This window comes from Stenotrophomonas sp. YJH_SMC_73 (assembly GCF_059370155.1).
This window is the reverse complement of the sequence record NZ_JCAFTJ010000006.1, coordinates 73,705-100,286: the sequence shown is the minus strand read 5'-3', so window position 1 is coordinate 100,286 and position 26,582 is coordinate 73,705. Positions and strand designations below refer to the sequence as shown.

Genomic DNA, 26,582 nt, shown 5'->3' with positions numbered 1-26,582 from the left:
CCCCGGGCAAACCTCAGCTGCGCCCGTAGGTATCCTCGAAGCGCACGATGTCATCCTCGCCCAGATAGCTGCCGGACTGCACTTCGATCAGTTCCAGCGGCAGCTTGCCCGGGTTGCGCAGGCGGTGGGTCACGCCCAGCGGAATATAGGTGCTCTGGTTCTCGCTGAGCAGGATCACCTCGTCACCACGGGTCACTTCAGCGGTGCCGCTGACCACGATCCAGTGTTCGGCGCGATGGTGATGCATCTGCAGGCTCAGCGTGCCGCCGGGCTTGACCGTGATCCGCTTGACCTGGAAGCGCTCGCCGTTGTCGATCGAATCGTAGGCACCCCACGGGCGATAGACCTTGCGGTGCCAGGTGGCCTCGCTGCGGCCTTCGGCCTTCAGCTGCGCCACTACGGTCTTGACCTCCTGCATGCGATCGGCCTTGCCGACCAGCACCGCGTCGTCGGTTTCCACCACCACCACGTCATCCAGCCCGACCAGCGCCACCAGGCGCTGTGCGTAGGCATAGGTGTTGCGGCAGTCGATGGCAATCACGTCGCCCTGGTGGGCGTTGCCATCGCCGTCCTGCTGCGAGACATCGCGCAGCGCGGTCCACGAGCCGACATCGTTCCAGCCGGCATCCAGTGGAATCACCACGGCATCGGCGGTCTTCTCCATCACCGCATAGTCGATCGAATCGGACGGAACGGCAGTGAAGGCCTCCTTGTCCAGGCGGGTGAAATCGGCATCGCGACGCGCCTGCTGCCAGGCCTGGCGGCTGCCGGCGAGCATGGCGGGCTGGAAGCGTTCCAGCTCCTGCAGGTAGCGCGAGGCCTTGAACAGGAACATGCCGCTGTTCCAGTAGTACTGGCCGCTGCTGACGTAGCGGGTGGCGGTGCCCAGGTCGGGCTTCTCGACGAAGCGCTCGACCGCGCGCAGGCCCTGGCCATCGGCGGCCTTGATATAGCCGTAGCCGGTTTCCGGGCCGGTCGGCACGATGCCAAAGGTCACCAGCTTTCCGGCTTCGGCAGCAGCGGCGGCGGCCTGGACGGCGCTGCGGAATGCAGTCTCGTTGTTGATCACATGATCGGAGGGCAGCACCAGCAGCAGCGCGTCGCCGCCGTCGCGGGTGGCTTCCAGCGCGGCCACCGCGATCGCCGGTGCCGTGTTGCGGCCGACCGGCTCAAGGATGATCGCGGCTGGCTCGGCGCCAACCTGCTGCAGCTGCTCGGCGGCAACAAAGCGGTGTTCCTCGTTGGCAATCACCAACGGGCCGCGCGCGGCAATCGGCGCCACCCGCTGCCAGGTGGCCTGCAGCATCGTCTGTTCGCTGGCCAGCGGAAGGAACTGCTTGGGATAGGCTTCGCGCGAAAGCGGCCACAGACGGGTACCGGAGCCACCGGACAGGATGACAGGCTGGATAGTGCTCATGGCCTTCCTTTGATTATTTCTGCAGCAGGGAGGAAATCTCGTCGGTACGCGCCTGCATCAATGCAGCGTCTCCCCGCGATTCCACATTCAGGCGCAGCAGCGGTTCAGTGTTGGAGCTGCGCAGGTTGAAGCGCCAGTCGCCGAAATCGGCGCTGACGCCATCGGTGTAGTCCAGCGCGGGCGACTGCGCGGCGAAGTGTTCCATCACGCGTGTGACCGCAGCCTTGGCATCGGCAACCTTGAAGTTGATCTCACCGCTGCAAGGGTAGGCGGCCATGCGGTCTTCAACCCAGTCGGCCAGCGAGCGGCCGCTTTCGGAGACCAGCTGGGCGATCAGCAGCCACGGAATCATGCCCGAGTCGGCATACGCGAACTCGCGGAAGTAGTGGTGGGCGCTCATCTCGCCGCCGTACACGGCATCCTCCGCGCGCATCTTTTCCTTGATGAAGGCGTGGCCACTCTTGCACAGCACTGGCACGCCACCGGCCTGTTCGACCATCTCCACGGTGTTCCAGACCAGGCGGGGGTCATGCACGACCTTGCCACCCGGATGGTGGGCGAGGATTGCCTTGGCCAGCAGGCCGACCAGGTAGTAGCCCTCGATGAAGCGGCCGTTGTGGTCGAAGAAGAAACAGCGGTCGAAATCGCCATCCCACGCAATGCCGAAGTCCGCGCCATGTTCGCGCACGGCGTCGGCGGTGGCGGCGCGGTTTTCCGGCAACAGTGGATTGGGAATGCCGTTGGGGAAGCTGCCGTCCGGTTCGTGGCAGATGCGGATGAACTCGAACGGCAGGTGCGGTGCCAGCAGGTCGACGATGGCACCGGCGCCGCCGTTGCCGGCGTTGACAACGATCTGCAGTGGCTTGAGCTTGCTGGTGTCAACGTAGCTCAGCAGGTGCTGGATGTAGGCGCTCTTGTCATGCTGGGCGATCTGGCCGGCGCAAGGCGGCTGTGCCGCGGATGAATCGGCGGCGACCGCATCGGAGATCGCGAACAGGCCGGTATCGGAGCTGATCGGCCGGGCGTTCTCCTTGACCAGCTTCATGCCGTTGTAGTCCATTGGATTGTGGCTGGCAGTGACCATCACCCCGCCGGCAGCCCCCAGGTGATCGGTCTGGAAATAGACCTCCTCGGTGCCACACAGGCCGATGTCGATGACTTCGCGGCCGGCACCGCGCAGGCCGGCCGCCAGCGCGTCCTGCAGCGCGGGGCTGGTCAGGCGGACGTCGTGGCCCAGCACCACCGGGCCCGGAGCGAGCTGTGCATTCAGGGCCGTGCCGATCCGGCGTGCCAGGTCTTCGTTCAGTTCTTCCGGCACGCGGCCGCGGATGTCATAGGCCTTGAAGGCGGGCAGGGGCATCGGTCAGATCCAATGTGAGCTTAGCCACTGATTGTAGCCTTTGTCCTGTATGGGAATCGTTTCCATTCCGCAACTCCCGGCGATTGGCTGAGGGTATCGGATACGCGGGGGCGCCCGTACCGCTTGGCAAGCGGGTAAACGGCCGCTGGCTGGGCGATCACGGCCAGGCCAGCCTCCCTCAAGTGGCCGGGAGCCAGCAGCAGCCCCAGGAGTTCCTGCCACTGGCAGCCAAACGCGATCACGCCGTTGCTGGCGTACTTGACGTGGCGGAGCAGGACCGGCGGGCGATGGCCGGACGCGGACAGCTGCAGGGATGACGCAGGCTTGTGGCGCGGTTGCTTCCCCCCGCCAGGAATTTCTGGCCGAGCATTTCACCCTGGCGACGCGCCTGTCGCCGCATGGCTGCGTGCCGCGACATCTGACAGGCAGCGTTCACCCTTTTCCAGCGGCCACGCGTCCGTCCCGCGAAGCAGGCCCTCTTCGTTGCAGGTCCGGGCCATCAGTGCGGGCGAGCCGGGCGCCGCGCCCACCACCGGCAGGAGAAACCCCCATGCAACGCAGCCCTTGGCGATGCCTCGGCAATGCTGCGGCGCATCCAGCTCTTTCGTTGCCTCCGGCTAGAATGCGGTCATCCTCAACGTGCAGGGCAGTAGAGCAATGCAGCAATCGACTTCCGGCGGAAAGCGCGGCAAGCGCTTCGCCAGTGCGACGGAGGCCCTGCAGGGGGTGGTCGCCGATGGACAGACCCTGGCCGTGGGCGGCTTTGGCCTGTGTGGCATTCCCGAGGCGCTGATCGCTGCGCTGCGCGACAGTGGCGTCAAGGGCCTGACCGTGATCTCCAACAATGCCGGTGTCGATGGCTTCGGACTGGGCCAGCTGCTGGAAACCCGGCAGATCAAGAAAATGATTTCGTCCTACGTGGGCGAGAACAAGGAATTCGAACGGCAGTTTCTGGCTGGTGAGCTGGAGCTGGAGTTCAACCCGCAGGGCACACTGGCCGAGCGCCTGCGTGCCGGTGGTGCGGGTATTCCGGCATTCTTCACTGCCACCGGCTATGGCACGGTGGTTGCCGAGGGCAAGGAAACCCGCGAGTTCGACGGTAAGCACTACGTGATGGAGACGGCGCTGCGCGCCGATGTGGCACTGGTCAAGGCCTGGAAGGCCGACGAGGCCGGCAACCTGGTGTTCCGCAAGACCGCACGCAACTTCAACCCGGCCTGTGCGATGGCCGGCAAGGTCTGCATCGTGGAAGTGGAGGAGGTGGTGCCGGTCGGTGCCATCGACCCGGACCAGGTGCACCTGCCAGGCATCTATGTGCACCGCATCGTGCACAACGCGCATCCTGAGAAGCGAATCGAACAGCGCACCATCCGCGCGGAGGGCAACTGACATGGCGTGGACCCGTGACGAGATGGCGGCACGCGCCGCCCAGGAGCTGATCGATGGCGCCTACGTGAACCTGGGCATCGGCCTGCCGACGCTGGTTGCCAATCACATTCCCGAAGGCGTGGATGTGTGGCTGCAGTCGGAGAACGGCCTGCTCGGCATCGGCCCGTTCCCGACCGACGCTGAAGTCGACGCGGACCTGATCAATGCCGGCAAGCAGACGGTTACGGCGCGTGCCGGTGCCAGCTACTTCGGCAGCCACGACAGCTTCGCGATGATCCGCGGTGGCCATGTGAACCTGGCCATCCTTGGCGCCATGCAGGTCACCGACAAGGGTGACCTGGCCAACTGGATGGTGCCCGGCAAGATGGTCAAGGGCATGGGCGGGGCAATGGACCTGGTCGCCGGCGTGCAGCGCGTTGTGGTGCTGATGGAGCACACTGCCAAGAACGGCGAGCACAAGATCCTGGCCGAATGCACGCTGCCGTTGACCGGCGTGGGCGTGGTCGACCGCATCATCACCGATCTGGCGGTGTTCGACGTGACTGAAAAGGGCCTGTTGCTGGTGGAGGCCGCGCCGGATGTCAGCGATGAAGAGCTGAAGGAAAAGACCGGCGTCGCGTTCCGGCGTTGAGGACAATGATGTTGCCGCGCAGCGCCAGCCTCAGGGTTGGCGTTGTGCGCCTCCGACGACGTAGCCGGCGTTGGCAACAAGGTCCGGCAGCAACTGCATGACCGGATCAAGTGCATTGTCGTTGTCCAGCTCACTGGGATAGCAGTGCGCATCCAGCAGTGACCGCAACGCCGACGCCCGCAGCCACATCGTGCCTGCTGTCTGCGGCGTAGGGGCGTCGGCCATCCCAAGCCGCGCCGCCCAGCGGAGATGACGGCGTGTAACGGCGACGGCCTCCGGAGTGGATGCCGCGAACATGCCCAGCGCAGGTTGCTCATCGAACTGTTGAAGCACAGCGTCGAGATCCGCCGTTCCTGGTAGCTGCGGTCTTGCCTCGCCGCTTCCGCGGAGGTCCAGCCAGCAGGCCAGCAACGATGGATCCGGACCAAAAGCCTCCAGGACCTGCACGATGCTGGACAAGGCATTGCCCGCATGGCCGATGATATCGACCGCAGCGTCATGAGGGCGCTGCGCCATTGGAATGAAAACACGGTAGCTCACGCCCAGGCCGCTGGCGGCCTCGCAAGCTGTAGCGATCAGCCCGGGATCATCAATGAGAATCAGCAGGCAGGCCCGCAGGGGGCCGGCGGGCGAAGCCGGGGACAGCGCTTGGCGCGTCGCGTCAAGCCAGGCATGCCCAAGCCGGGCATCCGGTTCCAGCACCGCGCCTTCGGCCCATTCGTTCCAGGCATTGATGAAGACCATGCGTTGGCGCGCAGGCGCCAGGGCCAGGCGTTCATGGATCGTGGTGCGCAACCAGTCGCGGTAGCCACGGGGTGAGGCGTGCAGGTACACGCGGCCGCGGCCGGAACGACGCGCCTCGTTGTCCCAGCCCGGGTTCACGCCGGGATAGAGCGGATAATCCGGAAGCGGCCGCGCTGCGATTTCTGCAGCCAGTTCGCGCCAGTCGCGTACATCGCCATTGAAGGCAGGATTGAGCAGCCACTGCTGTGCCGACAACGAGCGCGGGTTACTCATGTTCGGCGGGAATTCGACGGCGGCATCAAAGCCGATATCGCGCGGATCCGGTCGCTCGAAGCCTTGGACGTAGGCCAGGTGGATCTCGCCCACGCCGTTGTCGCGGCACCAGCGGCGCCAGCGCTCGGCAGTCGCCCGGGCGTCGGGCAGCAGGTTCGGGCGATAGACCAGCAGCATCGGCCGACCCTCGACCTTCAATGCACGGCGGTCGCGCAGGTAGGGCGCGACATGTGCGATGAAGGCCAGATCGTCCTCTGCGCTGTGCTGCTGGCCGATCAGGATGTCGTCGTCGCGGCCGTCCCAGCGTCGTGCCCAGTTCTCGTTGGCCCAGCACAGGCAGAACGGCAGGTCGATGCTGTCATCGGCCAGCCATTGACGCAGCGGGTCCTCCATCAGGGTGCGGCCGCTGAACCAATAGTAGTAGAAGCAGAATGCGCCGATGCCGTACTCCGCAGCCAAGCGTGCCTGGTCACGCATCACCTGCGGGTTGCGCAGGTCATAAAAGCCGAGGTCGGCCGGCAGGCGGGGTTGGATGTGACCCTCGAACTGCGGCAGGGCGCGGGTGACGTTGCGCCACTCGGTAAAGCCCTTGCCCCACCAGGCGTCGTTCTCCGGGAAGGTATGGAACTGCGGCAGGTAGAAAGCGACCAGCGTCGCCGGCATGGGTGACGGCAATGCTCCCTCACGCCATGGCACGTGGCCGATCGCCGGTTCATCGGCACGCCAGCGCAGCTGGGCACTGGCGCGCGCGCCCCCCTCATCCTGCTGCCCCTTGGGGGGCGGCGGCACCCAGTCGCCATGCCGTGCCAACAGCCGGGTGCGCAACCGGTCGCGCTGCGCCTGCGGCAACGGCAAGGCCCGGAACACGGCGCGCAGCAACGGGAACAGCGACTGGCGCAGGCTCATCGGGCGAGGCCTCGCGACAGCGGGCGGTAGGACGGAATCAGCATCTGGGCAACGGTCATGGCGCCATTTTCGGTGCTGGCGGCCATGACGGCAAACGGCGGCGTGCTAGCGTGTGACCATGCTGTTCCCCCACGACCTGCCCGATGCCGATGTCCTGCACCTGCCGGGATGGCTGGCTGCGGCCGAGGCCGACCAGCTGCTGTATTCGCTGCAGGCCGAAGTGCCCTGGGAAACCCATCGCATCCGCATGTTCGGCAACTGGGTGGACTCGCCGCGGCTGAGCTGCTGGATCGGCGACCCGCAGGCCCGCTATCGCTATTCCGGTGCCGAGTTCGTGCCGCGCCCCTGGCCGCCGGTGTTGCAGGCCATGCGCGGGCGCCTGGAAGCCGAAGGCCACGGCCGCTTCAACAGCGTGCTGCTGAACCGCTACCGCGGTGGCGGTGACTACATGGGCTGGCACAGCGATGACGAGCCGGAGCTGGGTCCGGCTCCGGTGATCGCGTCGCTGAGCCTGGGCGCGGCGCGCCGATTCCTGCTGCGACGCCGCGACGACCCGGCACGCAAGGCTGAATTCGTGCTGGGCCACGGCGACCTGCTGCTGATGGCCGGACAGACCCAGCGCTTCTACCAGCACGCGCTGCCGAAGATGGCGCGGGTGCACGGCGAGCGGATCAACCTGACCTTCCGTTGGATTTCGCCGCGTTGACGAAGAAGGGGTCAGGTCCCTTTCCGGCCGGAAAGGGACCTGACCCCGTAACCACATGCCCGGCGAATGCTGCGATCAGCGCGCAACGGTCGGCTGGTCGGCCTGCCCGCTCTGCAGCGTCCAGCCCACCACGTCCTGCGCCAGCTGCTGCAGGCCACGCTCGAACGCGGCGGTCACCGCCGGTACGTCGGTGCTGCCGACCGGCTGCGCCTGGCGGAAGGTGCGGTCAGCGACCACACGCTGGTCGGCGACATGGATCAGCTTGGCGTTGACCTCGATCACCACGGTGGGCGTGGCCTGGCCCTGGTAATCCGATTCGAAGCGGCGCACATCGGTGGACAGCTTGTAGTCGGCGCGGATGCCGGCGGTGCTGCGGGCCACGCCGCGGATGCGGCCGGAATCCTCGAAGCCACGCAGCAGGGTGTCTTCGATCATGTCGGTGGCCGGTTGCGCCCAGCTGGCACCCTTGTAGATCTCAAGCTGCGACGGTGTCGGCCGCACATTGATGCGCGGGCTGTCGACCATGCGCGCGGCGCTGGGCTTGGCCAGTACCAGCTGCCAGCTGGCCTGCGGCCACGCCGGGTCCGCCTTGACCTGCACGGACGGCGAGTACAGCGTCACCGCGGTTTTCTCGCTGCTGCCGAGGATGGAGCAGCCCCCCAGCAGGGTGACCATCGAAGCGGCCAGCAGCAGGCGCGGAAGAGTGGTCGGGCTCATTTGGGTTCGAACTCCTTCGGTGCGTCGCGGCCCAGCAGGTAGCGCGCGGGGTTGTTCTCGAGGCGGTCGCTGACCCGGCGCAGGTCGCGGATCAGGCCGCGCAGTTCGGTAAGCGTCGGGCCCAGCTGGCCGAGGCCATCGTTGGCGAAGCTGTTGATCGCGGCGCGGTTCTCGCCAAGGATCGAATCGGCGTTGCCGGCGGCCGAGTCGAGCTTGGCCAGGGTCGCGTCGAGCTTGTCGATGATGCCGGGCAGCTGCTGCACCAGGTTCCTGTCCAGGCGCTCGATGGTGCCGTTGGTGGTCTTCAGCGTGGTGTCCAGGCTGCGGGCGGCATCGCGCGCGCTGAGCAGCAGCGCCTGCGTGCCCTGGTCACGGTCGGCCAGGCCGCCGCTGATCGTCTCCAGGTTGGCCAGCGTCGCGTTGATCGAGGCCACGTTGCGGTCGCTGAGGATCTGGTCCATGCGCTCGACGATGCGGTTGGCGACGTCGGTGATGTTCTGCAGCGCAGAGGGCGTGGTCGGGATGATCGGTGCCGGGTCCTTGTTGACCGTGGTCAGCGCCGGCGACTGCGGCGTGCCGCCGCTGAGCTGGATGATCGACGGGCCGGTCAGGCTGGTGATCGCCAGCTTGGCGCGGGTATCGGTCTTGACCGGCGTGTTGGAGTTCAGGCGGATGCGCGCGACTACCTGGCGCGGGTCGTCCGGCACCAGGTTCAGTTCGGTGATCGAGCCCACCGCGATGCCGTTGTACTGCACCGGGCTGCCCACCGACAGGCCGGTCACCGCTTCGCGGAACACCACGCGGTACTCCTGCCAGGTACGGTCGGAGGAGTATTTGGCGGCCCACAGGCCGAAGGCCAGCAGGGCCAGGCCGGTGATCAGGGTGAACGCGCCGATCAGCACGTAGTTGGCTTTGGTTTCCATGGCTCAGGCACTCTCGATCTGTTCGCCACGCGCGGCGCGCGCGCGGGGTCCGTGGAAGTATTCCTGGATCCACGGATGATCCAGTTTCTCGATGTCAGGCAAGGGTGCGTTGGCCACCACCTTGCGGTCGGCGATCACCGCGACCCGGTCGCAGATCGCGTACAGCGTGTCCAGGTCGTGGGTGATCAGGAACACGGTCAGCCCCAGCGCTTCCTGCAGGGTCTTGATCAGGCGGTCGAACGCGGCCGCGCCGATCGGGTCGAGGCCGGCGGTGGGTTCGTCCAGGAACAGCAATGGCGGATCCAGCGCCAGTGCCCGGGCCAGGCCGGCGCGCTTGCGCATGCCGCCGGACAGCTGCGAGGGCAGCTTGTTGATCGCATCGGCGGGCAGGCCGGCCAGCTTCACTTTCAGCAGCGCCAGTTCGTAGTGCCAGCGCTCGGGCAGCTCGCGATGGTGTTCCTTCAGCGGCACCTGCACGTTCTCGCCCACGGTCAGCGAGGAGAACAGGGCGCCATCCTGGAACAACACGCCGGTGTTGCGCTCGATGTGCAGCCGGCTCTCGGCGTCGTCGGCACGCGCGTCGCGGCCGAGTACTTCGATCTGCCCGGCATCGGGCACGCGCAGGCCCAGGATCGAGCGCATCAGCACCGATTTGCCGGTACCGGAGCCGCCGACCACGCCCAGGATTTCGCCGCGGCGCACATCCAGGTCCAGGTCTTCGTGCACGGTCTGGCTGCCGAAGCGGTTGACCAGGCCACGCACGCGGATGGCCAGTTCGTGGCCCTGGTCGTCGCGCATGTCGATGGAGTCGGGGAGGGCGGATGTGCTCATGTCACCAGTCCATGTGCATGAACCACAACGCCGCGAAGGCGTCGATGATGATCACCAGCGAGATCGTCTGCACCACGCTGGAGGTGGTGCGCTCGCCGACCGACTGCGCGGTGCCCTCGACCTTCAGTCCTTCCAGGCAGCCGATCAGGCCGATCACCAGCGCGAACACGGGTGCCTTGGACAGGCCGACCAGCAGGTGCCGCACTTCCATCGTCTCGTGCATGCGCGCGATGTACATCTGCGGCGGGATGTCGAGGTCGAACGCGCCGACGGTGATGCCGCCGGCCAGGCCCGCGATCATCGCGATGAAGGTCAGCAAGGGCAGGGTGACCAGCAGCGCCAGCAGTCGCGGCAGCACCAGCAGGTCGACCGGGTCCAGGCCCAGCGTGCGCATTGCATCGATCTCCTCGCGTGCCTTCATCGCACCAATCTGCGCGGTGAACGCACTGGCGGTGCGGCCGGCCAGCACGATCGCGGTCAGCAGTACCGCGAACTCGCGCAGGAAGGCGATGTTGACCAGCTCGACCACGTAGATCTCGGCGCCGAAGTCGCGCAGGATGGTCGAGCCGAGGAATGCGATCACCGCGCCCACCAGGTAGGACAGCAGCGCCACCAGCGGTACCGCATCCAGCCCCACCTGCTCCATCTGGTGCACGGTGGCGGTCAGCCGGAAGCGGCGGGGTTCCTTGACCAGCCGGGCCGCCTTGACCAGGTTCTCGCCGAGGAAACTGCACAGCGCCTTGATGTTGTGGCCAGTGGCGTGGACGCTGACACCCAGCCGTTCCAGCGCGGCCAGCACGCCGAAATCGCGCTTGGGCTTGGGGCGGTCGTCGGCCACTTCCTCGATGGTGCACACCAGCGCCTGGTGGTCCGCGCGGAACTGCAGTGCGTCTTCGTGCAGATCGGCACGGTGGGCCACGCGCAGCACCTGCAGCACGCCGGCCGAATCCAGCTGCTCGATGCCGGTGGCATCGATGCCGGTCAGCTTGTCGGGAACGCCGTGCAGGACCTCGGCCGCGGCCAGCGCGGTCTTCAAGGTCCAGGTGCCGGACAGGTGGATCAGGCCCGGGTCATGGGCATCCTGTTCGAGCTGGGGGGCGAGGTTCGGGGTGACGTGGGCCATTCGGGTCGCAGCATAACCGTTCTGTATCGGGCTTCGCGTCGAACTCGGATGAATTTCTCCGGTGGGCCCCAGCGTAGGTAATACTACGGCGCATGTCCGCAGACGCTCACACGATCCCCACGCCCCAGGCCACCTACGCACAGCGCGTGGCCTTTGTTTCCGAGATCGCCGGACGCCTGCACAGCTATGGCACCACGGCCCAGCGCCTGGAAACGGCGGTGGTGGCACTGGCCCGCCAGCTCGATCTGGATTGTGAACCGTGGTCGAATCCCACCGGTATCATCCTCAGCTTCAGCGATCCGGCGCAGGCGATCGGCTCCAGCGACATCACCCGCGTGATCCGCCTGGCGCCCGGTGAGAACGACCTGCACAAGCTCAGCGTCGCCGACCATATCGCCGAAGAAGTGTCCAACGGGCGGATGAGCATCGCCCAGGGCCATACCGCGCTGCGCCAGCTGGACAAGGATCCGGGCCGGCGCGGCAAGCTGCGCACCATCCTGTCATTCACCCTCGGCGCGGCCGGCGTGGCCGGCATGTGGAAGCTGCCGTGGCTGGACATCGCCACCGCCGGTGTCATCGGCCTGATGATCGGCCTGCTCGGCATGGTCACCGACCGCCGCCCGGCCACCCGCGAAGCGGCCGAGGCGCTGGCGGCGCTGCTGGCCGGCATGGTCGCCACCCTGGTGGCGTCCTTCATTGGCGCGCTCAACCTCAATACGGTGATCATCGCCTCGCTGGTGGTGCTGCTGCCCGGCATGTCGCTGACCAATGCGGTCAATGAGCTGGCCAGCCAGCACTGGGTGTCGGGCACCGCGCGCTTTGCCGGCGCGCTGACCACCATCATGAAGCTCAGCGTCGGCGCGATGATCGCGGTGACCCTGGCCGACGTGCTCGGGCTGGATCCGGTGATCCGCGCCGCGCGGCCGCAGGGGCCGTGGGTGGAGTGGGGTTCGCTGCTGACCGCGGCCTTTGCGTTCGCGATGCTGTTCAAGGCCAACCGGCGCGATTACCCGTGGGTGATCGCCGCCTCGGTGGCCGGTTATGCGATCTCCAAGTTCGGCGGCCATGCCTGGGGCGCGCCGGCCGGCATCTTCCTGTCGGCGATGCTGCTGACCGCGGGCGGCAATCTGTTCGGTCGCCTGATCGGGCGTCCGGGCGCGATCATCCGCCTGCCCGGCATCATCATGATGGTGCCCGGCAGCACCAGCCTGCGCGGTGTGCTGACCCTGGTCCAACAACAGGATGTCGGCGCCGGCCAGAGCGTGTTCCTCACCGTGCTCAACGTGGTGATGGCGCTGGTCGCCGGCCTGCTGTTCGGCAACCTGCTGATGCCCGCTCGCAAGACCCTGTGATGATGTCGGTGGGTGTGGACCCCGGTCCACACACCGGAGAATGAAAAACGCCGGCGTCCGCCGGCGTCTTTCATTCCAACCTGATCCCGGCCTCAGGCCTTCTTGATCAGGAAATCTTCCGGCTTCTTGTTGCCCTTGGCGGTCAGTTCAGCCATCCAGCGCGGCTGCTTGCCACGGCCGGTCCAGGTTTCCTTCGGATTGGCCGGGTTGCGGTACTTCGGTGCAACCTTGCCCAGCTTGCGGCCGGCGGTCTTCGACGGGGCCTTGGCGGCCGGGGCGGCCTTGCGGGCACGCGTGGCCGGGGCGCTGCCGAACAGTTCTTCGATGGTGTAACCCTCGGTCTTGGCCAGCTTGGTCAGCTGGGCCCGGACCTTGGTGATCGGCCGGCGCTTGGCGACGATGGTCTGCTGCTTCTTGGCGGTACGGATCAGGGCGCCCAGCTCGCGTGCTGACAGGCCGGTCAGGTCAATGCTCATTTACGGTTACTCCGGAAACTAATGTGTGGACGGGACAAGCCAGTCCATGGCGTCGGCGGACAGAATAGAGATGAATTAATCACAGCACAAATGCAGGCGGGTCATGGCGTGGCGGCATGCAGACGCCGTCGCGGTGATTTTGACCGGATTATGTCCGCTGCAATATCGGGGAAGGGCGCGGGCAAAAAAAAAGACCGGGGCAGGCCCCGGTCTTTTCCTGATCAGCCCTGCAGACGCTGCAGCAGGGAGGCCTTGTCCAGGTTCTCCGCGTCGCTGGCGCGGCGCGAGCGGTACTCGTAGGTGCCAGCGGCCAGGCCGCGTTCGCTGACCACCACGCGATGCGGAATACCGATCAGCTCCATGTCGGCGAACATCGCGCCCGGGCGCAGGCCGCGGTCGTCGAGTGCAGCGTCCAGGCCCGCGTCGCGCAGCTCCTGCAGCAGGTTGGCAGCGGCGTCGGCCACGGCCGCATCGCCCTTCGGGTTGATCACGCACACCACCACCTGCCACGGCGCCATCGCGTCCGGCCAGATGATGCCGGCATCGTCATGGTTCTGTTCGATCGCGGCAGCCACCACGCGCGAGATGCCGATGCCGTAGCACCCCATCGCCATCACCGCGGCCTTGCCGTTCTCGTCCAGCACGGTGGCATCCAGCGCTTCGGCGTACTTGCGGCCGAGCTGGAACACATGGCCGACTTCGATGCCACGTGCGATCTTCAGTTCACCGCCGTCCACGGCACGGTCGCCGGCCCGCACGTTGCGGATGTCGGCCACTTCCGGTTCCGGCAGGTCGCGGCCCCAGTTGACGCCGGCCAGGTGGAAACCGGCTTCGTTGGCGCCGACGACGAAGTCGGCCATCGCCGCCACTTCGCGATCGGCGACCACGCGGATGGCCTTGGCCGGGGCGACCGGGCCAAGGAAGCCCGGCACGCTGCCCAGGTGCTCGGCGATTTCCGCCTCGCTGGCGAAGCGCTGCTCGTCCAGGCCGGCGACCTTGGCCAGCTTGATCTCGTTGACCTCATGGTCGCCACGCACCAGCGCCAGCACGAACTGCTGTGCCTTGCCTTCGCCGGCGATCAGCGCCACCGACTTCACCGTGCGCTGCAGGTCGATGCCGAGCAGCGCCGCGACGTCCTCGCAGGTCTTCTGGGTGGGGGTATCCACCTTGCGCATCGTTTCGGTGGCGGCCGCACGCGGCGCCGGGTCGGCGGCAATCGCCGCTTCCATGTTGGCTGCGTAGTCCGAGCCGGTGGAGAACACCAGCGCGTCCTCGCCGGAATCGGCGATGACGTGGAATTCCTGCGACGCATCACCGCCGATGGCACCGGAGTCCGCCTGCACCATGCGGAAATCCAGGCCGAGGCGGGTGAAGATGCGGCTGTAGGCCGACTTCATGTTCTCGTATTCGCGCACCAGGCACTCATCGTGCAGGTGGAACGAATAGGCGTCCTTCATCAGGAACTCGCGCGAACGCATCACGCCGAAGCGCGGGCGGATCTCGTCGCGGAACTTGGTCTGCACCTGGTAGAAGTTCACCGGCAGCTGCTTGTAGCTGGACAGCTCGCTGCGCGCGAAGTCGCAGGCGGCTTCTTCGGCGGTCGGGCTGTAGCAGAACACCTGGTCCTTGCGGTCCTTGATCTTCAGCAGCTGCGGGCCGAACTTCTGCCAGCGGCCGGTCTGCTCCCACAGTTCCTTCGGCTGGATGGTCGGGATCTGGAATTCCACGGCACCGGCCCGGTCCATTTCCTCGCGCACGATGCGCTCGACCTTGCGCAGCACGCGCAGGCCCAGCGGCGACCAGGTGTACAGGCCCGATGCCAGCTTGCGGATCATGCCCGCGCGCAGCATCAGCCGATGGCTGGTCAGCTCGGCGTCGCTGGGGGTTTCCTTGGTGGTGTGCAGGTGGAACTGGGAGAGGCGCATCGTCGGCTTCGGATAACGGCAGAGACCTCTATTCTGCCAGCCCGGCCGGGGGGAGGGGTATCGGCAGGGCTGCGCCCTGCACCCGCCTCAAGCAACGTCAACAGCAACAGCAACAGCAAAAACGGGGTTCCTGGGAGATGGCGGGGTGGGTCCGGCGGCAGGGGACGCCGTAAACCCATCCCTGGGGGCTTGGTCGCGCCTTGCTCGTGTGCGCTGTCCTGCGCACACGGCAAGACCGGTGTTGAGCGTCCTGCCCAACCCGCCCGAGGCATGCCTCGGGCCCATGGCGCTCACACCCCTGCCGCCGGACCCACCCCGCCTTCGACAGTTTCCTGCGAGCTGTCGGAATGGCTCCTGGGGTCAGATCCGTTTTCCGCAGGAAAACGGATCTGACCCCGAATTCAATTCGAGATCTGACAGATTTCATCCACGCATGGCGTGGATCTACCACCGACACCGCCCCGCCCAACCCACAGATAGCCCAGAGCCGGCTGTTGCCCTTGCTGTTGCCTCTGCAGGTGCAGGGCGCAGCCCTGCCGATACCCTTAACCGGCCGGTGGGCAGTACGCCTTGATGGCGGCCTCCGCCAATCCCCTCTGCGCGGTGTGCTGCTCCGGAGTCAATGGGGTATCGGCCTTGCCATCACCATCGGTGTCCTGCATCACCTGGCCACCGCCGTCCAGCAGGGCCAGGTTGGCCCGGGCCGTGCTGCACTGCCCAGGGACCGGCGCGGCCGGGGTCTCGGTGCTGGCTGCGGCCTGCGGGGTGCGGGCCTGCTCGCGGGTCTCGAACTTCTTGCCCGCCGGCGGGGTCTCCGAATACTGGGTTACGCCATGGGCGTCCTTCCATTTGTAGACGGGGCCGGCCACGGCGTTGGCACTGGCCAACAGCAGCAGGCATCCAAGGCAGGACAGGGCACGCATGGCAGACTCCACGGAATGGGCGCAGAACGCCGATTGCAGCATTGGCGCCGACCGCTGGCAAGTCGATTAAACTGGATTCCATGGACCCGATCACACCGCCGCCGCGCTCGCGCACGATTTACCTGCTGCCCAACCTGTTCACCACCGCCGGCCTGTTCGCCGGTTTCTACGCGATCATCGCCGCGGCCAACGGGGATTTCGTCAATGCCAGCATCGCCGTGTTCGTGGCGGCGGTGATGGATGGCCTGGACGGGCGCGTGGCGCGCCTGACCGGTACCAGCAGCGAATTCGGCGTGCAGTACGACTCGCTGGCCGACCTGGTCAGCTTCGGCATGGCCCCGGCGCTGGTGATGTACCACTGGTCGCTGTCGTGGCTGAAGTTCGACGATCCGCTGCTCGGCCGCGTCGGCTGGGCCGTGGCCTTCCTGTATGCGGCCTGCGCGGCGCTGCGCCTGGCCCGCTTCAATACCCAGGTGGCGGTGGTCGACAAGCGCTGGTTCGTCGGCCTGGCCAGCCCGGCAGCAGCGGGCCTGATGATGTCCTTCGTCTGGGCGTTCGCCGATGGCAACCTGGGCTGGGACGGCAACCAGCTGCGCTACGTGGCGCTGGCGGTGACGATCATCGCTGCGCTGCTGATGGTCAGCCGCATCCGCTTCTGGAGCTTCAAGGGTGGCGCTGCCAAGGGCACCCGTTCGGACCGCGTGCCGTTCCTGGTGCTGGCACTGGTGCCGGTGGCGATCGCGATTGCGGTCATCGACCTGCCGCGCGTGCTGTTCGCGGTCGGCATCCTGTACGCCTTGTCCGGCCCGGTGATGTGGGCCGTGCAGCGCCTGCGCAAGAAGTCCGAGGCCGCGTGAGCGAGGACCTGCCCGTGCTGTGGTCACCGGCCCAGCAGGCCTGGCTGCAGGCCATGGGCTACACCGTCTATCACGATGGCCAGCTGGCTGCCGAGCTGGATGCCGCGCTGCAGTTGAGCGTGGCCGAAGCCGAGGCCAGCGTCGCCCCGCCGGAACCGGCGCGGGCCCCCGTGCCGTCGCGCGAACAGCATGCCGGGGTGGCGCCCGCAGCCCGCCCGGAACGGCCGGCACCGCCGCGCCGCGAAACGCCGGTCAGTGCCCCGGATACCGTGCCGGCGGCTGAGCGCCCGATGCCCAGCGGCAACGCGCGCCAGCCGGTGGTCCGCCTGCCGGATCGCCTGCAGATCGCGCTGCTGCGTGCGTCCGGCTGCAACCCGAACGACCCGGCTACGCAGCGGTTGATGGACAGCTGGCCGCTGGACCAGCTGCGCCACGACCCGGCCGCCAAGCGTGCGCTGTGGCCGCAGCTGCGTGCCCTGCGCAAGCGGGGCACGCCATGAGCGCGGTCACCCGGCCCGGCCCGGTCAGCCTGCGTGCGTTGCGCGAGAGCGACCTCAATGCGGTAATGGCGATCGAACTGCGCGGCTACCCTTTTCCCTGGACCCGCGGCATCTTCATCGACTGCCTGCGTGCCGGCTATCCCGGCCTGGCGATGGAGCGCGATGGCCTGCTGGTCGGCTATGGCGTGCTCAGCATCGCCGCCGATGAAGCGCACGTGCTGAACATCTGCATCGATCCGCTGGCACAGTCGCGCGGGCTGGGCCGCCAGCTGCTGCGCGCGCTGGTGCAGCTGGCCGCCGACCGTGGCGCACAGCGCGTCTTCCTGGAAGTGCGTCCGTCCAATACGCCGGCGCTGGCGCTGTATCACAGCGAAGGATTCAACGAGATCGGCCGCCGCCCGCGCTACTACCCGGCTGCACAGGGCCGCGAGGATGCGGTCGTGATGGCGATCGAGCTGGTCGACGGCGATCTGCAGGAAATGCCGCCGCTGTAACGCAGACGGGTTGCCGGCCAGCGGCCGGCACTACCGATGCGTCGCTCACGCCAGCCGCAACGCCAGCACGCCGCCCACGATGAGCGACGCTGCCAGCCAGCGCGTGCGCGGCACCCGCTCGCGCAGCAGGAACACCGAGATCAGCAGCGCGAACAGGATCGAGGATTCGCGCAGCGCCGAGATCATTGCCACCGGCGCCTGGGTCATGGCCCACAACGCCATCGCATAGGAGGCGGTGGTGCCGACGCCACCGGCCAGTCCCAGCGGCCAATGCTGCCGCGCATAGTCCAGTACCGCGCCGCCGCGCGTATACAACGCCCACAGCGGCAGCGGGATGCCCGACAGCAGGAACAACCACAACGTGTAGCTGAGCGCGCTGCCGGACTGGCGCGCACCCTGCGCATCGACCAGCGTGTAGGTGGCGATCATCGCTGCGGTCAGCAGCGGCAGGCGCAGTTGGCCGCCGCGCGCCCCCAGTGCCATGCACAGGATGCCGGTGCTCACCAGCACCACGCCCAGCCACGCTGCGGCGGGCAATGGCTCACCGAGCAGGGTGCCGGCCAGTGCGACCAGGATCGGCGCGCTGCCACGCATCAGCGGGTAGGCCAGGCTCATGTCGACCTGCTGGTAACAACGCGCGACCAGCCCGTAGTAGGTCACCTGCAGCAGCACCGACGCAGCAAGCCAGGGCCAGCTGTGCGCGGCCGGGAAGGGCAGGAAGGGCAGGGCGGCGGCCGACAGCAACGCGGCACTGCCGGTCACCAGCACGGTACCGAGGAACTTGTCCGGGCCGCGCTTGACGATCGCATTCCAGCTGGCATGCAGCGCCGCGGCAGCGAGGACGAGCAGGAAGATGGAAAGCGGCATCCGCCGATGATGCCATGCGGGGCAAATGGAAACGCCGGGCATCGCCCGGCGTTTCCGATTCCGCTTCGGTGGGTGCCAACCTCTCCCGCCGTGGTAGGTGCCAACCTTGGTTGGCACGCACCAGAGCGCGACGTTACAGCTTCGCGCGCTGCTCGCGCAGGCCGGCCAGCTGGGTGTTCCAGTCGACCAGGCGCACGCGCTCCTGGTCGACCACGGCCGGTGGCACCTTGTCGGTGAACCTGGCCAGCTTGGTTTCGCTCTTTTCCTGCTCACCTTCCACGCGCTTGATCTCCTTGTCCAGGCGCGCGCGCTCGGCATCGAGATCGACCAGGCCTTCCAGCGGCACCAGCAGCTTCAGCTCGCCCACGATCGCGGCGGCCGCCGGCGGTGCGCTTTCGCCCTCGGCCAGCCACTGGATGCTGTCCAGCTTCAGCAGGAACGACAGCGAGGCGCTGAAGCGTTCGATGCGCACGCGGTCCTGCTCCAGGCCGGCCTGCAGGCGCAGCGGCACCTGCCTGGACGGCGCGACGTTCAATTCGCTGCGCACGCGACGCACCGCACTGATCACCGCCTTCAGCCATTCCACGTCGGCCTCGGCCTGGGCGAAATCACCGGCGAATTCGGCGGCGGTCGGATACGGCCGCAGCGACAGCGTGGTTTCGGCCAGGCCCAGGCGCGGGGCCAGCTGCTGCCACAGCTGTTCGGTGATGAACGGGGTGAGCGGGTGCAGCAGGCGCAGCAGCGCTTCCAGCACGTACAGCAGGGTGTGGCGGGTGCTTTCGGCATCAGCCGCGTCGGCACCGTTCAGTGCCGGCTTGCTCAGCTCCAGGAACCAGTCGCAGAACGCGTTCCAGGCGAACTCGTACAGGCACTGCGCCAGCAGGTCGAAGCGGTACGCGGCGAAATGGCCCTGCGCTTCGGCGGTGGTGGCGGCCAGGCGCGAAAGGATCCAGCGCTCGGCATCGGTGCGCGGGGTCGGCACGCCGGTGAACGCCGCACCTTCGGTGTTCATCAGCGCGAAGCGGCTGGCGTTCCACAGCTTGTTGCAGAAGTTCTTGTAGCCCTCGGCGCGGTTCATGTCGAACTTGATGTCGCGGCCGTGGGTGGCCAGCGCGGCGATGGTGAAGCGCAGCGCATCGGCACCGTGGGCAGCAATGCCGTCCGGGAATTCCTTGCGGGTGGCCTTCTCGATCTTCTCCACCATCTTCGGCTGCATCAGGCCGCCGGTGCGCTTGGCGACCAGGTCGTCGATGGTGATGCCGTCGATGATGTCCAGCGGGTCGAGCACGTTGCCCTTGCTCTTGGACATCTTCTGGCCCTGGCCGTCGCGGATCAGGCCGGTGAAGTACACGTCCTTGAACGGGATCTTCCCGACCAGGTTGTCGGTGGCCATGATCATGCGCGCCACCCAGAAGAAGATGATGTCGAAGCCGGTGATCAGCACCGACGACGGCAGGTAACGGTCGAAGCCGCGCTCGGCCATGGCCTGTTCGTTCGGCCAGCCCAGGGTGGAGAACGGCCACAGCTGCGAGGAGAACCAGGTCTCCAGCACGTCGCTTTCCTGGTTCAGCACCACCTCGCTGCCCAGGTTGTGCTTGGCCCGCACTTCCTCTTCGCTGCGACCGACGTAGCAGCTGCCGGTGGCGGCATCGAACCACGCCGGGATGCGGTGGCCCCACCACAGCTGGCGGCTGATGCACCAGTCCTGGATGTTGTTCATCCAGTGGCGGTAGGTGTTGATCCAGTTCGGCGGCACGAAGGCAATGCTTCCGTCCTCGACCAGGTCCAGGCCACGCTTGGCCAGGTCGTCCATCTTCACGAACCACTGGTCGGTCAGGTACGGCTCGATCACCTGGCCGGTTCGGTCGCCACGCGGCACCTGCAGCTTGTGCGCCTTGGTCTCGACCAGGATGCCCAGGTCTTCCAGCTCGGCCAGCACGGCCTTGCGTGCTTCATAGCGGTCCAGGCCCCGGAAGCGTTCCGGCGCGTTCTCGTTCAGCGCCGCCACCGGGGTGAACAGGTTGATCATCGGCAGGCTGTGGCGCACGCCCACTTCATAGTCGTTGAAATCATGTGCAGGGGTGACCTTGACCACGCCGGTGCCGAACGCGCGGTCCACGTAGTCGTCGGCGATCACCGGCACGCGCCGGCCGGTCAACGGCAGCACCACGTTCCTGCCGATCAGGTGCGCGTAACGCTCGTCTTCCGGGTGCACCATCACCGCGGTATCGCCCAGCAGGGTTTCCGGGCGGGTGGTGGCAACGACCAGGTAGTCGCGGGTTTCGCGCAGGGTTTCCACGCCGTCGGCATCGCGCTCGACGTGCTCGTAGCTCAGGCCGTCATCCAGCGTGTAGGCGATCGACCACAGGAAGCCGTCTTCCTCGGCGCTCTCCACTTCCAGGTCGGAAATGGCGGTCTTCAGCACCGGGTCCCAGTTCACCAGGCGCTGGCCGCGGTAGATTAGGCCCTGCTCGTACCAGCGCACGAAGGCCTCGTTGACCGCCGCCGATGGCTGCGGGTCCATGGTGAAAGTGCTGCGCGACCAGTCGGCGGAGGTGCCGAGGCGGCGCATCTGGCGTTCGATGGTGTCGCCGGACTGCTGCTTCCACTCCCAGACCTTGCCGATGAAGCCTTCGCGGCCCAGCGAATCGCGGGTCTCGCCCTTGCCTTCCAGCGCCAGGTTGCGGCTGACCACCATTTCGGTGGCGATGCCGGCATGGTCGGTACCGACCTGCCACAGCGTGTCGTAGCCGCGCATGCGGTGGTAGCGCACCAGCGCATCCATCAGGGTCTGCTGGAAGGCATGGCCCATGTGCAGGGTGCCGGTCACGTTCGGCGGTGGCAGCAGGATGGTGTACGGCTCGCCCGTGCCGGACGGCTTGAAGTGGCCGGCCTTCTCCCAGGCCTCGTAGAGGTCGGTCTCGAAGGACGTCGGGTCGTAGCTGGAGGCGAGTTGGGTCATGCGGGGGAACCGGTAATCAAGGCGGAAGGGAGATCAGCGCGACCCGAGGGCGCGGCGGATCTTCTGGTCGGTGTGGTACTGGCTGACCGCGTAGGCGGCCCAGATGGCGGCGGGCAGCCAGCCGATCAGGGTGATCTGCAGGATCAGGCAGACGATCCCGGCCAGCGGCCGGCCGATGGTGAAGAAGGACAGCCAGGGAAGAATCAGGGCGATCAGCAGGCGCATCAAGGGGTCCTCGCCGGGCTCACATGTCGTGCTTGTTGAGGTCGTAACCGGCGGCCTTGTACTGGCGCCAGCGCTCGCGCAGCGGTTCGCGCGCTTCCGGATCGGCCGGGACCACTTCCAGCACACGCTCGCACTGGCCCAGCCAGGGCTCATCGCGCAGGTTGATCACCAGCGGGCGTGCCGGCGCGTCGGTGCCGGGTACGGCGATCAGCACCAGGGCCTCTTCCTCGTCCATGTCTTCGCCGGCAATCTGGTGCGGGATGTAGGCATCGTTGTCGAACGCCCACAGCAGCTCGTCCAGTTCCTCGGCCTGGGCCTGGTCACGGGCCAGCACCAGGGTGAACAGCCCGGCGTCGTTGGCCTTGCGCGCCAGTTCGCAGACCAGGCGCAACGGCTCGGTCAGGAAGCGGGGCTTGGCGATCAGGTAGAAGTCGGCGCGGGGCATGGCAGGGTCCGGGTCAGGCAAGGGCCCGGCAGTGCCGGGCGAGGCCCCGGCCGGCGTCTGCCGGCCAGGGTCGGGTACGGCATCAGGCGCGGGCGACCTGGTCCAGCAGCCACTGGCTCAGCAGGCCGACCGGGCGGCCGGTGGCCATGCCACGCTTGCCTTCATCGCTGGCGACGCCTGCGATGTCCAGGTGGGCCCAGCGCTGGCCTTCGGTGAAGCGCGACAGGAAGCAGCCGGCGGTGATCGCGCCGGCCCAGCGGCCGCCGATGTTGTAGACGTCGGCGAAGGTCGAATCCAGCATCGGCTGGTACTCGTCCCACAGCGGCAGGCGCCAGGCGCGGTCGAACACGTGCTCGCCGGCGGCCAGCAGCTCGTTGGCCAGGTCGTCGTGCTTGCTCATCAGGCCGGCGGTCTGGTGGCCCAGGGCGACCATGCAGGCACCGGTCAGGGTGGCGACGTCGACCAGCGCGGCCGGCTCGAAGCGCTGTGCGTAGGTCAGCGCGTCGCACAGGATCAGGCGGCCTTCGGCGTCGGTGTTGCCGACTTCGATGGTCTTGCCCGACATCGAGGTGATCACGTCGGAAGGACGGTAGGCGTTGCCGTCGATGGCGTTTTCCACCGCCGGCACCACCACCACCAGGTTCAGCGGCAGCTTGGCCTTGACCGCCGCGACGAAGGTGCCGATGACGTTGGCGCCGCCGCACATGTCGTACTTCATCTCTTCGATGCCGCCCTGGGTCTTCAGGTTGACGCCACCGGTATCGAAGGTGATGCCCTTGCCGACCAGCACGTAGGGCTTGGCGTCGCCGCCATTGTTCCACTTCAGCACGACCAGGCGCGGGCGGTTGGCCGAACCGCGGGCCACGGCCAGCAGCGAGCCCATGCCCAGCGCTTCCATCTGGTGCTCGTCGAGGATCTCGGCTTCGGCACCCTTGTGCTCGCCGGCGAACTTCACGCCCACGTCGGCCAGATAGGCCGGGGTGCAATAGTTCGGCGGCAGGTTGCCCAGCTCGCGGGCGAACTCGACACCGGCGGCGATGGCCTGGCCCTGGGCCAGGGCCTGGGCGTCGTCACCGGCCACGGCCAGCTGGGCCAGGCCGGCATCGTCGGCCTTCTTCTTGCCCAGGGTGGCGGTGTAGCGGTAGGCGGCGTGATCGGCGGCGATCACTGCCTGGCGGATCGCCCAGGCCGCGTCGCGGTCCTTGATGGCCACTTCGGACAGGGTGAACAGCGCGCTGCGGGCGGCGCCGGCCTTCAGCGCGCGCACCGCGTCGCCCACGGCCTTCAGGTACTGCGGCACGCCGAAGCGGGCGGCGTCGCCGAGGCCGACCACCAGCACGCGCGGCGCGGTCACGCCCGGCAGGTCGTGCAGCAGGGTGGTCGCGCCGGTCTTGCCGGACAGGTCGCCACGCTGGGCCAGGGCGGCCAGGCGGCCACCGCTGGCGGCGTCCAGGGCCTCCGCGGCCGGGGTCAGGGTATGGTCGGCATACGCGCCGACCACCAGGCAATCAACGGTGGCGGCGGCCGGAGCAACGTGGTTCAGGGTGAATTCGAGGGCCATTGAGCAGATTCCATTGGCGAGTCCGTACAATCGCAGGCCGTTTACGCCCAGACAGTAGACTGGGCGGCACCGCGAACGAACCCCAGAGTTTAAACCACCGCCCCATGCTGAAGCTCGACCGATACCTGCTGGGCGATTTCGTCCAGAGTTTCCTGGCTACCCTGATCGTCCTGCTGGTGGTCAGCGTGGGCGGCGTGCTGGTGGACATCCTCGGCAACATCGCCGACGGACGCCTGCCGGCCAAGCTGCTGTTCTCCCAGCTGGGCCTGCAGTTCATCGCCTACCTGCCGCTGATCCTGCCGCTGGCGCTGATGCTGGGCCTGCTGCTGGCCGTGGCCCGGCTCTACCGCGACTCGGAGATGGCGGTCATCACCGCCATTGGCGTGGGGCCCAAGCGGCTGCTGCGGCCACTGCTGATGCTGGTGGTGCCGGTGGTGCTGCTGGTCGGCGCCTGCTCGCTGTGGCTGGGCCCGTGGGCCGGCCGGATGGCCGAGCAGATGATCATCGAGGCCAACCGCAGCGTGCTGATGGCCGGCCTGGAGCCGGGCCGCTTCACCCCGCTGCCCAATGGCGGCGTGGTGTACCTGTCCTCGATCTCGCCCGATGGCACCCAGCTGGGCAAGGTGTTCCTGCAGCGCCAGAAGGATGACCGCCTGGAAGTGGTGTCCGCCAATGGCGGCCGCATGTTCTTCGAGGGCACCCGCCAGCGCTTCCTGGAGCTGGATGATGGCCACCAGGTGGAAGGCCCGGTGGCCGGCGCGCTGGATTACCGGCTGGCGACCTTTGCCCGCAACGACGTGGCCCTGCCCGACGGTGCACAGACCCGCACCGAGGACGACCCGGAACTGATGCCGACCCTGCAGCTGATCGGCGATGAGCGCCCGCAGGCGCAGGCGCAGCTGCACCGCCGCCTGGCACCGCCGCTGATCGCGCTGGCCTTCGCCCTGCTGACCGTGCCGCTGGGCCGCAGCTCGCCGCGCCAGCAGCGCTACGGCCGCATGATGCTGGCCCTGATGGCCTACATGGTGGGCACCAACCTGATGTTCATCGGCAGTGGCTGGATCGCCAACGGCAAGATTCCGGCCGCGCTCGGCCTGTGGTGGTTGACCGTGCCGCTGCTGGCGCTGGCGATCTGGATGTATGCACGTGATGGCCGCCTGGGCCGCTCGAAGGGAGCCCGCGCATGAGGCTGCGCCCGATGCGTTTCGATCTGTACCTGGGCCAGTCGGTGTTCACCACGGTGCTGCTGACCTGGGCGGTGCTGGTCGGCCTGGACGTGGTGATGGCGTTCTCCGGCGAGTTCAAGGACATCGGCAAGAACGGCTACACCCTGGGCCATGCCGCCGCCTGGGTGCTGTACACGGTGCCGCGCCGCGCCTACACGATGTTCCCGACCGCCGCGGTGATCGGCGCGCTGATGGGCCTGGGCCAGCTGGCCGCGACCTCGGAGCTGACCGCACTGCGTGCGCTGGGCCTGTCGCGCAAGCGCCTGAGCGTGTCGGTGGCGATCGCGCTGTCGCTGCTGACCGCAGTGATGGTGCTCAGCGCCGAGACGCTGGGCCCGTGGGGACAGGACCGTGCCGATGCATTGAAGGCCAGTGCCAAGTGGGGGCGGGACATCTCCACCACCCGCTACTCCGGCCTATGGGCACGCGAAGGCGACACCTTCCTCAACGCCCAGAGCGGCGAGGAACAGCTGGTGGGCGACAAGGGCACGCGGCTGATCCTGCGTGACGTGCGCCTGTACCGGATCGCCGAAGACGGCAATATCGCCTCGTTGACCCATGCCGCCACCGCCGAGCACGACAAGGACGGTTGGGTGCTGACCGGGGTGCGTCGCGACACCTTCGGCGAGCGCTCGGCCACCCGCCAGGAAGTGGCGCGTGAGCCGTGGAACTCGAAGCTGGATCCGGCGGCGCTGGCCACCGGCATCGCCAAGCCGCGAAACCTCAGCGTGGCCGAGCTGAGTACCAGCATTGCCTATCGCCAGCGCAACGGGCTGGATGCGCGCGATTTCGAGGATGTTTACTGGAGCCGCTGGTTCTACCCGGTGAACGTGCTGGCGCTGTGCCTGGCCGCGGTGCCGTTCGCGTTCGGGTCGCTGCGTAGCGGCGGCATGGGCAAGCGCCTGTTCCTGGGCATCCTGTTTGCACTGGGCTTCTGGCTGCTGCAGCTGTTCTTCGGCCGCATGGCCGGTGCGCTGAAGTTCGATTACCGCATTGCCTATGCGCTGCCGCCGATCGTCATGCTGGCCGTGTCCGGACTGTTGTTCCGGCGCAAGTCGGGCTGATTCTGGTAGCGCGGGGCCATGCCCGGCGCTACCGGGGCAATCCACCGCTTCGGCATCCGTACCACGACCACCAGCATCCCGGCCCAGCGTGCTGGATTCTGTAGAGCCGAGCCCATGCTCGGCTGCTTTTTGCGCACCGCCTGCCAGCCGAGCATGGGCTCGGCTCTACAGATCGTGCATCACCGCTTGGGCATGCGCACCAGGCGGGTGCCGCTGGCGCGGTCGTGCCAGGTCAGGCGTTGGCGGTCGACCCAGGCCCACCAGAATCCCAGGCCGCCCAGCAGCAGCGACAGCGTCCCCACCGCGAAGCGCAGCCACAGCTGGCCGCGCCGCAACGACGTGCCATCGCGCGACTGCAGTTTCAGCCGCCACGGCCGCATGCCCAGCGTCTGTCCGCCACGGCGCCAGCTGGCCGTGGCATACCACCCCGTGATCGCCCAGCACACCGCCCACAGCAGCCACTGCCAGGCGCTGAACGGTGCGATGTTCTCGCGCTGCGCGTGGCCGCTGAAGGTGTAGGCGAGGGTGAACAGCGTGCCGGCCAGCATCCACAGCGCCAGCACCGGCAGCGCGTCGTAGACCATCGCCAGCATGCGCCAGGACAGCAGCGCGCGCGGACGGAGCGTTTCGGTAGCGGCCGCAGGGGCCGTGTCGGTGGCAGGGCGGGACATGCGCCGAGCATACG

Annotated in this window: 25 protein-coding genes; 9 read left to right on the top strand and 16 right to left on the bottom strand. The window is 67.5% G+C overall.

Features of this window, described 5'->3' with window-relative positions:
* Nucleotides 1–13 precede the first annotated feature (13 nt).
* Both AC5P8R_RS11510 and AC5P8R_RS11505 read right to left on the bottom strand, forming a co-directional pair.
* Nucleotides 14–1,417 carry a mannose-1-phosphate guanylyltransferase/mannose-6-phosphate isomerase gene (locus AC5P8R_RS11510; protein WP_053494806.1) on the bottom strand — a complete coding sequence of 468 codons (1,404 nt, stop codon included), beginning with the start codon at nucleotides 1,415–1,417 and terminating at the stop codon, nucleotides 14–16.
* A 13-nt stretch (nucleotides 1,418–1,430) separates the two neighbouring features.
* Nucleotides 1,431–2,777, bottom strand: a complete 1,347-nt coding sequence (locus AC5P8R_RS11505; protein ID WP_053494807.1) for a phosphohexomutase domain-containing protein — start codon at nucleotides 2,775–2,777, stop codon at nucleotides 1,431–1,433.
* Between the two features lie 657 nt (nucleotides 2,778–3,434).
* Here AC5P8R_RS11505 and AC5P8R_RS11500 point away from each other — a divergent pair.
* Both AC5P8R_RS11500 and AC5P8R_RS11495 read left to right on the top strand, forming a co-directional pair.
* Nucleotides 3,435–4,166, top strand: coding sequence for a CoA transferase subunit A (locus AC5P8R_RS11500; RefSeq protein ID WP_053494809.1), 732 nt, complete (start codon nucleotides 3,435–3,437; stop codon nucleotides 4,164–4,166).
* A 1-nt stretch (nucleotide 4,167) separates the two neighbouring features.
* The gene (locus tag AC5P8R_RS11495; RefSeq protein ID WP_495223425.1) at nucleotides 4,168–4,797 is read left to right on the top strand and encodes a CoA transferase subunit B; all 630 of its coding nucleotides are present in this window, start codon (nucleotides 4,168–4,170) and stop codon (nucleotides 4,795–4,797) included.
* A gap of 30 nt (nucleotides 4,798–4,827) precedes the next feature.
* On the opposite strand, the gene AC5P8R_RS11490 is transcribed toward AC5P8R_RS11495, so the two are convergent.
* Nucleotides 4,828–6,720: a glycoside hydrolase family 99-like domain-containing protein gene (locus AC5P8R_RS11490; RefSeq protein WP_197621841.1), complete on the bottom strand. Its 1,893-nt coding sequence runs from the start codon at nucleotides 6,718–6,720 to the stop codon at nucleotides 4,828–4,830.
* Between the two features lie 118 nt (nucleotides 6,721–6,838).
* Here AC5P8R_RS11490 and AC5P8R_RS11485 point away from each other — a divergent pair, with 118 nt between their 5' ends.
* A complete protein-coding gene (locus AC5P8R_RS11485) occupies nucleotides 6,839–7,426 on the top strand; it encodes an alpha-ketoglutarate-dependent dioxygenase AlkB family protein (protein WP_014645863.1) in 588 nt (195 codons plus the stop codon).
* 75 nt (nucleotides 7,427–7,501) lie between these two features.
* On the opposite strand, the gene AC5P8R_RS11480 is transcribed toward AC5P8R_RS11485, so the two are convergent.
* Genes AC5P8R_RS11480 through AC5P8R_RS11465 form a run of 4 tightly spaced genes read right to left on the bottom strand, consistent with a single transcriptional unit; the run spans nucleotide 7,502 to nucleotide 11,020 of the window.
* Nucleotides 7,502–8,143 (bottom strand): ABC-type transport auxiliary lipoprotein family protein, encoded by a 642-nt coding sequence (locus AC5P8R_RS11480; protein WP_014645864.1) that lies wholly within the window; start codon nucleotides 8,141–8,143, stop codon nucleotides 7,502–7,504.
* Entirely contained in the window at nucleotides 8,140–9,066 is a 927-nt protein-coding gene (locus tag AC5P8R_RS11475) for an MlaD family protein (RefSeq protein WP_014645865.1), read from the bottom strand. The genes AC5P8R_RS11480 and AC5P8R_RS11475 overlap by 4 nt, the downstream gene beginning before the upstream one ends.
* A 3-nt stretch (nucleotides 9,067–9,069) precedes the next feature.
* Nucleotides 9,070–9,897, bottom strand: coding sequence for an ABC transporter ATP-binding protein (locus AC5P8R_RS11470; RefSeq protein WP_014645866.1), 828 nt, complete (start codon nucleotides 9,895–9,897; stop codon nucleotides 9,070–9,072).
* A 1-nt stretch (nucleotide 9,898) separates the two neighbouring features.
* Complete coding sequence (locus AC5P8R_RS11465; RefSeq protein ID WP_014645867.1) at nucleotides 9,899–11,020, bottom strand: MlaE family ABC transporter permease; 1,122 nt, start codon at nucleotides 11,018–11,020, stop codon at nucleotides 9,899–9,901.
* A 92-nt stretch (nucleotides 11,021–11,112) separates the two neighbouring features.
* Here AC5P8R_RS11465 and AC5P8R_RS11460 point away from each other — a divergent pair, with 92 nt between their 5' ends.
* Nucleotides 11,113–12,372: a threonine/serine exporter family protein gene (locus tag AC5P8R_RS11460; RefSeq protein ID WP_032957924.1), complete on the top strand. Its 1,260-nt coding sequence runs from the start codon at nucleotides 11,113–11,115 to the stop codon at nucleotides 12,370–12,372.
* Between the two features lie 92 nt (nucleotides 12,373–12,464).
* Here AC5P8R_RS11460 and AC5P8R_RS11455 read toward each other — a convergent pair whose 3' ends face one another.
* The 3 genes from AC5P8R_RS11455 to AC5P8R_RS11445 form a co-directional block, all read right to left on the bottom strand.
* Nucleotides 12,465–12,848 carry an H-NS histone family protein gene (locus AC5P8R_RS11455; RefSeq protein ID WP_010480700.1) on the bottom strand — a complete coding sequence of 128 codons (384 nt, stop codon included), beginning with the start codon at nucleotides 12,846–12,848 and terminating at the stop codon, nucleotides 12,465–12,467.
* Between the two features lie 221 nt (nucleotides 12,849–13,069).
* Nucleotides 13,070–14,773 (bottom strand): proline--tRNA ligase, encoded by a 1,704-nt coding sequence (locus AC5P8R_RS11450; protein ID WP_046428415.1) that lies wholly within the window; start codon nucleotides 14,771–14,773, stop codon nucleotides 13,070–13,072.
* 545 nt (nucleotides 14,774–15,318) lie between these two features.
* Complete coding sequence (locus AC5P8R_RS11445; RefSeq protein ID WP_046428468.1) at nucleotides 15,319–15,696, bottom strand: DUF4124 domain-containing protein; 378 nt, start codon at nucleotides 15,694–15,696, stop codon at nucleotides 15,319–15,321.
* 80 nt (nucleotides 15,697–15,776) lie between these two features.
* Here AC5P8R_RS11445 and pssA point away from each other — a divergent pair, with 80 nt between their 5' ends.
* Genes pssA through rimI form a run of 3 tightly spaced genes read left to right on the top strand, consistent with a single transcriptional unit; the run spans nucleotide 15,777 to nucleotide 17,547 of the window.
* Nucleotides 15,777–16,553, top strand: coding sequence for a CDP-diacylglycerol--serine O-phosphatidyltransferase (gene pssA / locus AC5P8R_RS11440; protein WP_069118017.1), 777 nt, complete (start codon nucleotides 15,777–15,779; stop codon nucleotides 16,551–16,553).
* Nucleotides 16,550–17,053 (top strand): hypothetical protein, encoded by a 504-nt coding sequence (locus AC5P8R_RS11435; RefSeq protein WP_495223423.1) that lies wholly within the window; start codon nucleotides 16,550–16,552, stop codon nucleotides 17,051–17,053. Before pssA ends, AC5P8R_RS11435 begins: the two co-directional genes overlap by 4 nt.
* Entirely contained in the window at nucleotides 17,050–17,547 is a 498-nt protein-coding gene (gene rimI, locus AC5P8R_RS11430; RefSeq protein ID WP_014645873.1) for a ribosomal protein S18-alanine N-acetyltransferase, read from the top strand. Before AC5P8R_RS11435 ends, rimI begins: the two co-directional genes overlap by 4 nt.
* Nucleotides 17,548–17,592: 45 nt before the next feature.
* Here the strand turns inward: rimI and AC5P8R_RS11425 are convergent, their stop codons facing one another.
* From AC5P8R_RS11425 to AC5P8R_RS11405, 5 genes are all read right to left on the bottom strand, one after another.
* Complete coding sequence (locus tag AC5P8R_RS11425; RefSeq protein ID WP_032962266.1) at nucleotides 17,593–18,414, bottom strand: EamA family transporter; 822 nt, start codon at nucleotides 18,412–18,414, stop codon at nucleotides 17,593–17,595.
* A 133-nt stretch (nucleotides 18,415–18,547) separates the two neighbouring features.
* The gene (locus tag AC5P8R_RS11420; protein ID WP_032962264.1) at nucleotides 18,548–21,376 is read right to left on the bottom strand and encodes a valine--tRNA ligase; all 2,829 of its coding nucleotides are present in this window, start codon (nucleotides 21,374–21,376) and stop codon (nucleotides 18,548–18,550) included.
* 33 nt (nucleotides 21,377–21,409) lie between these two features.
* Complete coding sequence (locus AC5P8R_RS11415; protein WP_014035920.1) at nucleotides 21,410–21,601, bottom strand: YqaE/Pmp3 family membrane protein; 192 nt, start codon at nucleotides 21,599–21,601, stop codon at nucleotides 21,410–21,412.
* 19 nt (nucleotides 21,602–21,620) lie between these two features.
* A complete protein-coding gene (locus AC5P8R_RS11410) occupies nucleotides 21,621–22,046 on the bottom strand; it encodes a DNA polymerase III subunit chi (protein WP_014645876.1) in 426 nt (141 codons plus the stop codon).
* An 82-nt stretch (nucleotides 22,047–22,128) separates the two neighbouring features.
* Entirely contained in the window at nucleotides 22,129–23,607 is a 1,479-nt protein-coding gene (locus AC5P8R_RS11405) for a leucyl aminopeptidase (RefSeq protein ID WP_495223422.1), read from the bottom strand.
* Between the two features lie 104 nt (nucleotides 23,608–23,711).
* On the opposite strand from AC5P8R_RS11405, the gene lptF reads away from it, so the two are divergent.
* Together lptF and lptG are read left to right on the top strand one after the other, a co-directional pair.
* Nucleotides 23,712–24,794: an LPS export ABC transporter permease LptF gene (gene lptF, locus AC5P8R_RS11400; RefSeq protein ID WP_032962260.1), complete on the top strand. Its 1,083-nt coding sequence runs from the start codon at nucleotides 23,712–23,714 to the stop codon at nucleotides 24,792–24,794.
* Nucleotides 24,791–25,897 (top strand): LPS export ABC transporter permease LptG, encoded by a 1,107-nt coding sequence (lptG, locus tag AC5P8R_RS11395; protein ID WP_032962258.1) that lies wholly within the window; start codon nucleotides 24,791–24,793, stop codon nucleotides 25,895–25,897. The genes lptF and lptG overlap by 4 nt, the downstream gene beginning before the upstream one ends.
* Nucleotides 25,898–26,076: 179 nt before the next feature.
* Here the strand turns inward: lptG and AC5P8R_RS11390 are convergent, their stop codons facing one another.
* Complete coding sequence (locus AC5P8R_RS11390) at nucleotides 26,077–26,568, bottom strand: RDD family protein (RefSeq protein WP_262088246.1); 492 nt, start codon at nucleotides 26,566–26,568, stop codon at nucleotides 26,077–26,079.
* Between the last annotated feature and the right edge of the window lie 14 nt (nucleotides 26,569–26,582).

Excerpts from the sequence above, each read along its gene's own strand:
- AC5P8R_RS11510 (WP_053494806.1), bottom strand. The coding sequence starts at position 1,417 with ATGAGCACTATCCAGCCTGTCATCCTGTCCGGTGGCTCCGGTACCCGT.
- AC5P8R_RS11505 (WP_053494807.1), bottom strand. The coding sequence starts at position 2,777 with ATGCCCCTGCCCGCCTTCAAGGCCTATGACATCCGCGGCCGCGTGCCG.
- AC5P8R_RS11500 (WP_053494809.1), top strand. The coding sequence starts at position 3,435 with ATGCAGCAATCGACTTCCGGCGGAAAGCGCGGCAAGCGCTTCGCCAGT.
- AC5P8R_RS11495 (WP_495223425.1), top strand. The coding sequence starts at position 4,168 with ATGGCGTGGACCCGTGACGAGATGGCGGCACGCGCCGCCCAGGAGCTG.
- AC5P8R_RS11490 (WP_197621841.1), bottom strand. The coding sequence starts at position 6,720 with ATGAGCCTGCGCCAGTCGCTGTTCCCGTTGCTGCGCGCCGTGTTCCGG.
- AC5P8R_RS11485 (WP_014645863.1), top strand. The coding sequence starts at position 6,839 with ATGCTGTTCCCCCACGACCTGCCCGATGCCGATGTCCTGCACCTGCCG.
- AC5P8R_RS11480 (WP_014645864.1), bottom strand. The coding sequence starts at position 8,143 with ATGAGCCCGACCACTCTTCCGCGCCTGCTGCTGGCCGCTTCGATGGTC.
- AC5P8R_RS11475 (WP_014645865.1), bottom strand. The coding sequence starts at position 9,066 with ATGGAAACCAAAGCCAACTACGTGCTGATCGGCGCGTTCACCCTGATC.
- AC5P8R_RS11470 (WP_014645866.1), bottom strand. The coding sequence starts at position 9,897 with ATGAGCACATCCGCCCTCCCCGACTCCATCGACATGCGCGACGACCAG.
- AC5P8R_RS11465 (WP_014645867.1), bottom strand. The coding sequence starts at position 11,020 with ATGGCCCACGTCACCCCGAACCTCGCCCCCCAGCTCGAACAGGATGCC.
- AC5P8R_RS11460 (WP_032957924.1), top strand. The coding sequence starts at position 11,113 with ATGTCCGCAGACGCTCACACGATCCCCACGCCCCAGGCCACCTACGCA.
- AC5P8R_RS11455 (WP_010480700.1), bottom strand. The coding sequence starts at position 12,848 with ATGAGCATTGACCTGACCGGCCTGTCAGCACGCGAGCTGGGCGCCCTG.
- AC5P8R_RS11450 (WP_046428415.1), bottom strand. The coding sequence starts at position 14,773 with ATGCGCCTCTCCCAGTTCCACCTGCACACCACCAAGGAAACCCCCAGC.
- AC5P8R_RS11445 (WP_046428468.1), bottom strand. The coding sequence starts at position 15,696 with ATGCGTGCCCTGTCCTGCCTTGGATGCCTGCTGCTGTTGGCCAGTGCC.
- pssA (WP_069118017.1), top strand. The coding sequence starts at position 15,777 with ATGGACCCGATCACACCGCCGCCGCGCTCGCGCACGATTTACCTGCTG.
- rimI (WP_014645873.1), top strand. The coding sequence starts at position 17,050 with ATGAGCGCGGTCACCCGGCCCGGCCCGGTCAGCCTGCGTGCGTTGCGC.
- AC5P8R_RS11425 (WP_032962266.1), bottom strand. The coding sequence starts at position 18,414 with ATGCCGCTTTCCATCTTCCTGCTCGTCCTCGCTGCCGCGGCGCTGCAT.
- AC5P8R_RS11420 (WP_032962264.1), bottom strand. The coding sequence starts at position 21,376 with ATGACCCAACTCGCCTCCAGCTACGACCCGACGTCCTTCGAGACCGAC.
- AC5P8R_RS11415 (WP_014035920.1), bottom strand. The coding sequence starts at position 21,601 with ATGCGCCTGCTGATCGCCCTGATTCTTCCCTGGCTGTCCTTCTTCACC.
- AC5P8R_RS11410 (WP_014645876.1), bottom strand. The coding sequence starts at position 22,046 with ATGCCCCGCGCCGACTTCTACCTGATCGCCAAGCCCCGCTTCCTGACC.
- AC5P8R_RS11405 (WP_495223422.1), bottom strand. The coding sequence starts at position 23,607 with ATGGCCCTCGAATTCACCCTGAACCACGTTGCTCCGGCCGCCGCCACC.
- lptF (WP_032962260.1), top strand. The coding sequence starts at position 23,712 with ATGCTGAAGCTCGACCGATACCTGCTGGGCGATTTCGTCCAGAGTTTC.
- lptG (WP_032962258.1), top strand. The coding sequence starts at position 24,791 with ATGAGGCTGCGCCCGATGCGTTTCGATCTGTACCTGGGCCAGTCGGTG.
- AC5P8R_RS11390 (WP_262088246.1), bottom strand. The coding sequence starts at position 26,568 with ATGTCCCGCCCTGCCACCGACACGGCCCCTGCGGCCGCTACCGAAACG.